1 protein-coding gene and 1 pseudogene are annotated in these 606 nt (G+C 50.3%); both read left to right on the forward strand.

The window, feature by feature from the left end; all coding sequences use genetic code 11:
- Positions 1 to 131: pseudogene (locus A3750_RS25285) on the forward strand (type I glyceraldehyde-3-phosphate dehydrogenase); the annotation flags it as partial.
- 6 nt (positions 132 to 137) lie between these two features.
- Positions 138 to 606: MFS transporter (locus A3750_RS05090; protein ID WP_156498424.1), on the forward strand; the 469-nt coding region annotated here is incomplete at its 3' end.

Here is a 606-nt window from a genome sequence, read left to right on the forward strand (position 1 = left end):
TTGATGCGCTTTCGACCATGGTGGTGAATGATACGCAGGTAAAACTGTATGCTTGGTATGACAACGAATGGGGCTATGCAAACCGAACGGCTGAGTTAATGCGCATGGTTGGACGGATGGATATGGAGTAACACCTCATGGCGTTGTTGGGGAGATCATCTGGGGAGCTGTCTCCAGAAATTCGTCAGTACATGGTCGTGACGGGCAACTACTGGGCGTTCACATTGACCGATGGCGCGCTGCGGATGCTGGTTGTGCTGTATTTTTATGGCCTCGGTTATAGCCCCTTACAAATCGCGATGCTGTTCATCTTTTATGAGGTGTTTGGTGTCATCACCAACCTGGTTGGTGGCTGGCTAGGTGCTCGGCTAGGTCTGAATCGCACCATGAATATCGGTTTGCTAACGCAGGTTGTTGCTTTAGCGATGTTACTGGTGCCGGCAGCTTGGTTAACCGTGCCGTGGGTTATGGCGGCGCAAGCGCTGTCGGGCATAGCCAAAGACTTGAATAAGATGAGCGCTAAAAGCTCTATCAAGTTGCTCGTACCCTCAGATGCCCAAGGTCAACTCTATAAATGGATTGCGATTTTGACGGGCTCTAAAAATG

This window comes from Oleiphilus sp. HI0079 (assembly GCF_001635105.1).